We start from the raw sequence: 4,741 nt of genomic DNA on the forward strand, positions 1-4,741 counted from the left end.
CTTACTTTTCAATAACTTAAAAGTTTTCACTGTGTCATAATTTGACGAATTTTGTTATAAATTTTCACCGCAATGATCTAGGTCAAGTTTGTGTTTTATCAGTTTTGGTATTATCAACTCAGCGAATTTAATCTCACTTTCACTCACACAAAGAGCACCTGAGAAAATGGAAAACAATCCTTTCGACTCATTGATGCCACCAGCAATGGCACATAAAGCAGAAGAAGTTGGTGTATACAAAGCAACAAAGCACCCGCTACAATCTTTCTTCTTAGCGATCACCGCTGGTGTATTTATCTCTATCGCATTCGTGTTCTACACAACCGTTACGACTGGTGCGGGCTCTATGCCTTGGGGCATGGCAAAATTTGTAGGCGCATTAGCGTTTAGCCTTGGCTTAATCTTAGTAGTTATTTGCGGCGGCGAACTTTTTACCTCTTCTGTTCTCACCACTGTTGCTCGCGCAAGTAATCGTATTACTACTGGTCAATTATTACGTAACTGGGTTGTTGTCTATATTGGTAACTTCATCGGTGCATCATTCTTCGTAGTATGTATTTGGATTGCAAAACAACACCTTGGCGATAATGGCCAATGGGGTATTACGGCAATGAAAATCGCACAGCACAAACTACATCATACATTCGGTCAAGCAGTTGTACTGGGTATGCTATGTAACTTGATGGTATGTTTAGCGACCTGGATGACATTCTCTTGTCGTAGCGCAACTGACAAGATCATGGTAATGCTGCTACCTGTTGCGATGTTCGTTGCGTGTGGTTTTGAGCACAGTATTGCAAACATGTTTATGATCCCAATGGGTATCGTGATTCACAACTTTGCATCACCAGAATTTTGGGCTATGACGGGTGTTAACCCTTCACAGTTCGCAGATTTAACTGTAAATCATTTTGTTATGAACAACTTAATTCCAGTCACTATTGGTAATATCATTGGTGGTGGTTTCTTAGTTGGTCTAACGTACTGGGTTATTCATCGTCGCCCTGAACTTAAAGGCAATAGCCATCACTAAGTTCAAACGTCGATAACACTTATTTTTTTCTACTGAATAGTAATAGGTAGGTATACAATGGCAGAGCAATTTACTGCATGGGAAGGCTTCACCGCTGGTGATTGGCAGAACGAAGTAAACGTTCGTGACTTTATCCAAAAGAACTACACTCCTTACGAGGGTGACGGCTCTTTCCTAGAAACAGAAGCAACTCCAGCTACAGCGAAACTATGGGACGCTGTAATGGAAGGTATCAAGCAGGAAAACGCAACTCACGCACCTGTTGATTTCGATACTGACGTTGTATCTACTATCACTGCACACGATGCAGGTTACATCGAAAAAGAACTTGAAACTATCGTAGGTCTTCAAACTGACGCGCCTCTTAAGCGTGCTTTGATCCCTAACGGTGGTATCCGTATGATCGAAGGTTCTTGTAAAGTATACGGTCGTGAACTAGACCCAACTATCAAGAAAATCTACTCAGAGCTTCGTAAGACTCACAACCAAGGCGTTTTCGATATCTACACTAAAGATATCCTAAACTGTCGTAAGTCTGGCGTTCTAACTGGTCTTCCAGATGCTTACGGCCGTGGTCGTATCATCGGTGACTACCGTCGCGTAGCGCTATACGGTATTGATTACCTAATGAAAGACAAGCTAGCTCAATTCAACTCTCTACAAGAGCGTTTTGAGAAAGGCGAAGATCTACAGATGACTATGCAACTTCGTGAAGAAATTTGCGAACAGCACCGTGCTCTAGGTCAAATCAAAGAGATGGCTGCTAAATACGGTTGTGATATCTCTGGTCCTGCAACAACTGCACAAGAAGCAATCCAGTGGACTTACTTCGGCTACCTAGCTGCTGTTAAGTCTCAAAACGGTGCTGCAATGTCTCTAGGTCGTACTTCGACTTTCCTAGACATCTTCGTTGAGCGTGATATCGCTGCAGGTAAGATCACTGAAGCTCAAGCTCAAGAAATGATCGACCACTTCGTAATGAAACTACGTATGGTTCGTTTCCTACGTACTCCTGAGTACGATGAGCTATTCTCTGGCGACCCAATCTGGGCAACAGAATCAATGGGTGGTATGGGTCTTGACGGTCGTACACTAGTTACACGTACTAACTTCCGTTTCCTAAACAGCCTATACACTATGGGTCCTTCTCCAGAGCCAAACATCACTGTTCTTTGGTCTGAGCAACTACCTGTAGGCTTCAAGAAGTTCTGTGCGAAGGTATCTATCGATACTTCTTCTATCCAGTACGAAAACGACGACCTAATGCGTCCAGACATGAACTCTGACGACTACGCAATCGCATGTTGTGTATCTCCAATGGTTGTTGGTAAGCAAATGCAGTTCTTCGGTGCTCGTGCTAACCTTGCTAAGACTATGCTTTACGCAATCAACGGTGGTGTTGATGAGAAGCTTAAGATGCAAGTTGGTCCTAAGACTGATCCAGTAACTGCTGAAGTTCTTGACTACACAGACGTGATGGATCGCCTAGATCACTTCATGGACTGGTTAGCAACTCAGTACGTGACTGCACTAAACGCAATCCACTACTCTCACGACAAGTACAGCTACGAAGCATCGCTAATGGCTCTACATGACCGTGACGTTAAGCGTACAATGGCTTGTGGTATCGCTGGTCTTTCTGTTGCAGCTGACTCACTATCAGCAATCAAATACGCTACAGTTAAACCAATCCGTGATGAAGACGGTATTGCAATCGACTTCGAAATCGAAGGCGACTACCCTAAATTTGGTAACAACGATGCTCGCGTAGATGACATCGCTTGTGACCTAGTTGAGCGCTTCATGAACAAGATCCGTACTCACAAGATGTACCGTGATGCGATCCCAACTCAGTCTATCCTAACTATCACATCTAACGTTGTGTACGGTAAGAAGACTGGTAACACGCCAGACGGTCGTCGTGCAGGTGCTCCTTTCGCACCAGGTGCTAACCCAATGCACGGTCGTGATGAGAAAGGTGCTGTAGCATCTCTAACATCTGTAGGTAAACTACCATTTGCTCACGCTAAAGATGGTATTTCTTACACATTCTCTATCGTACCGAATGCACTAGGTAAAGATCTTGATACTCAAGAAACTAACCTAGCTGGCCTAATGGATGGTTACTTCCACCACGAAGCTGGTATCGAGGGTGGTCAACACCTAAACGTTAACGTTCTAAACCGCGAAACTCTAGAAGACGCAGTTAAGAACCCAGAGAAATACCCACAGCTAACTATCCGTGTATCGGGTTACGCAGTGCGTTTCAACTCTCTAACGCCAGAACAGCAACGTGACGTTATCTCTCGTACTTTCACTGCATCTCTATAATTTAGAGCTTACAGTTTAGTATGTAGAAAGCGTGCTTTCTGATAAAAACCGGTCTTAATGGCCGGTTTTTTTATATCTGATGTTTACGTTATTCCCCTTCCTCTCTTCACTTCTTGGCGTTTTGATTTGCCACTAAACGTTTTCACTACTGGCTATAAAATAACAATGTAAAACTGCCGTTAAATGTAGAAATTCACGATAAATATTGGCAAATATCCCTGATTTTCATCCTGATATTTCGCTACAATAGACCCGTAGTTTGTAATAAAATAACAACTAAATAGAACGCAGCACGCGGAGAAAGTAAGCAATGTCAGCAACAGGTCGTATTCACTCATTTGAATCTTGTGGAACCGTCGATGGACCGGGTATCCGTTTTATTGTTTTTCTACAAGGCTGCTTAATGCGCTGTCAGTACTGTCACAACCGCGATACATGGGATACTCATGGTGGTCGTGAAGCTACTGTTGATGAACTAATGCATGAAGCGAAATCATACCGTCACTTCATGAATTCTTCAGGTGGTGGTGTGACTGCATCAGGTGGTGAGGCAATGCTTCAACCTGAATTTGTACGTGACTTTTTCCGTGCCGCACAAGCTGAAGGTATTCATACCTGTCTTGATACTAACGGTTACATTCGTAAGCACACTGATGTGGTTGACGAAGTGTTAGATGCGACCGATCTGGTAATGCTTGATCTTAAGCAAATGGACGACAGTATTCACCAAAACCTTGTTGGCGTACCAAACAAACGTGTACTTGATTTCGCACGTTACCTACACCAACGTGGTCAGAAAACTTGGATCCGTTATGTTGTAGTACCGGGCTACACCGATGATGAACGCTCTGCTCATCTACTAGGTGAGTTCATTAAAGATATGGACAACATTGAGAAAGTCGAGCTGCTACCATACCACCAACTAGGTGAGCACAAATGGGAAGCAATGGGCTTTGATTACCCACTAAAGGGTGTTAATCCGCCGAAGAAAGAAACCATGGAAATGATCAAAGAGATCCTTTCTAGCTATGGTAAAAAAGTGATGTACTAACCCTACAGGTATATCCATATAGTGGTATCAAAAAAGCGAGCCTAAATGCTCGCTTTTTATTTGCGTCGGAAATGATAAACAAAAAGAGCGATACACTCATACTTACAGTATAAATATATCGCTCTTTTCTTTTTAATATCAGTTAAATAGCAAGCAAAAAGCCTGTATTAACGAGACAGTGGTAACACAACCAATAAAAATGAAACAAATAGCAGCATGATGCCAAAAGAAATTGGGGCGGTGTGCTTTAATGTCGTAACTGGCTCTTTCATTGATAGCTTCCTTTAAAACCGTTTTAATTATTTTTGATATAAATCAAATTATCC

General features: G+C 42.6%; 3 protein-coding genes. All 3 read left to right on the forward strand.

What is annotated here, in order from left to right:
* Positions 1 to 166 precede the first annotated feature (166 nt).
* The 3 genes from focA (at position 167) to pflA (ending at position 4,415) form a co-directional block, all read left to right on the forward strand.
* Positions 167 to 1,033, forward strand: coding sequence for a formate transporter FocA (gene focA / locus E5A76_RS02285; RefSeq protein WP_023931450.1), 867 nt, complete (start codon positions 167 to 169; stop codon positions 1,031 to 1,033).
* Positions 1,034 to 1,090: 57 nt separating this feature from the next.
* Positions 1,091 to 3,364, forward strand: coding sequence for a formate C-acetyltransferase (gene pflB / locus E5A76_RS02290; protein ID WP_023931448.1), 2,274 nt, complete (start codon positions 1,091 to 1,093; stop codon positions 3,362 to 3,364).
* Positions 3,365 to 3,674: 310 nt separating this feature from the next.
* A complete protein-coding gene (pflA, locus tag E5A76_RS02295; protein WP_053987112.1) occupies positions 3,675 to 4,415 on the forward strand; it encodes a pyruvate formate lyase 1-activating protein in 741 nt (246 codons plus the stop codon).
* The last annotated feature ends 326 nt before the right edge of the window (positions 4,416 to 4,741 follow it).

The organism is Photobacterium lucens, assembly GCF_009873615.1.
GTDB lineage: Bacteria > Pseudomonadota > Gammaproteobacteria > Enterobacterales > Vibrionaceae > Photobacterium > Photobacterium lucens.

Excerpts from the sequence above, each read along its gene's own strand:
- focA (WP_023931450.1), top strand. The coding sequence starts at position 167 with ATGGAAAACAATCCTTTCGACTCATTGATGCCACCAGCAATGGCACAT.
- pflB (WP_023931448.1), top strand. The coding sequence starts at position 1,091 with ATGGCAGAGCAATTTACTGCATGGGAAGGCTTCACCGCTGGTGATTGG.
- pflA (WP_053987112.1), top strand. The coding sequence starts at position 3,675 with ATGTCAGCAACAGGTCGTATTCACTCATTTGAATCTTGTGGAACCGTC.